This is a genomic window from Limnohabitans planktonicus II-D5 (assembly GCF_001270065.2).
GTDB lineage: Bacteria > Pseudomonadota > Gammaproteobacteria > Burkholderiales > Burkholderiaceae_C > Limnohabitans_A > Limnohabitans_A planktonicus.
Genome location: NZ_LFYT02000124.1, coordinates 1 through 831 on the forward strand (window position 1 = coordinate 1; position 831 = coordinate 831).

Annotated in this window: 1 protein-coding gene; it reads left to right on the top strand. The window is 63.2% G+C overall.

Annotated features, from left to right (window positions below; translation table 11 throughout):
- Nucleotides 1–831: Ig-like domain-containing protein (locus tag H663_RS41925; RefSeq protein ID WP_240620612.1), on the top strand; the 831-nt coding region annotated here is incomplete at both ends.

An 831-nucleotide genomic window follows, 5' to 3' on the forward strand; every position in this document is an offset into this window, starting at 1 on the left:
GCAACAAATTCACCGACGCCGCAGGCAACCAGAATGCCGACGGCGCCGACGCCAACAACACCGTCAGCTTCAACCTCGACGTCACGCCCCCGACCATCATCGTCAGCAGCGACAAGACCGATCTGCTCGCCGGTGAAACCGCCACCATCACCTTCACCCTGTCTGAGGCCAGCAACAACTTCACGGCCAGCGACGTCACCGTCAACGGCGGCACCCTGAGCGGCTTTGTCCAAAGCGCCACCAACCCGCTGGTCTACACCGCCACCTTCACGCCCACCAGCACAGCCGCCAGCGCCATGATTTTGGTGAGCAGCAACACCTTCAGCGACGCGGCAGGCAACCTCAACAAAGACGGCTCGGACCTGAACAACGCCGTGGCCCTGAAAACCAACTGCCCCCCACCCGACACAGCGCCCCCCACGATTGCCATCACCAGCGACAAGACCGATCTGCTGGTCGGCCAAACCGCCACCATCACCTTCACCCTGTCTGAAGCCAGCAGCGACTTCACCGCCAGCGACATCACCGTCAACGGCGGCACCCTGAGCGGTTTTGTCCAAAGCGCCACCAACCCGCTGGTCTACACCGCCACCTTCACGCCCACCAGCACAGCCGCCAGCGCCATGATTTTGGTGAGCAGCAACACCTTCAGCGACGCGGCAGGCAACCTCAACAAAGACGGCTCGGACCTGAACAACGCCGTGGCCCTCAAGACCAACTGCCCCCCACCTGACACGGCACCCCCCACGATTGCCATCAGCACCGACAAGACCGCGCTGGGCACAGGTCAGACCGCCATGGTCACCTTCACTCTGTCAGAGGCCAGCAGCG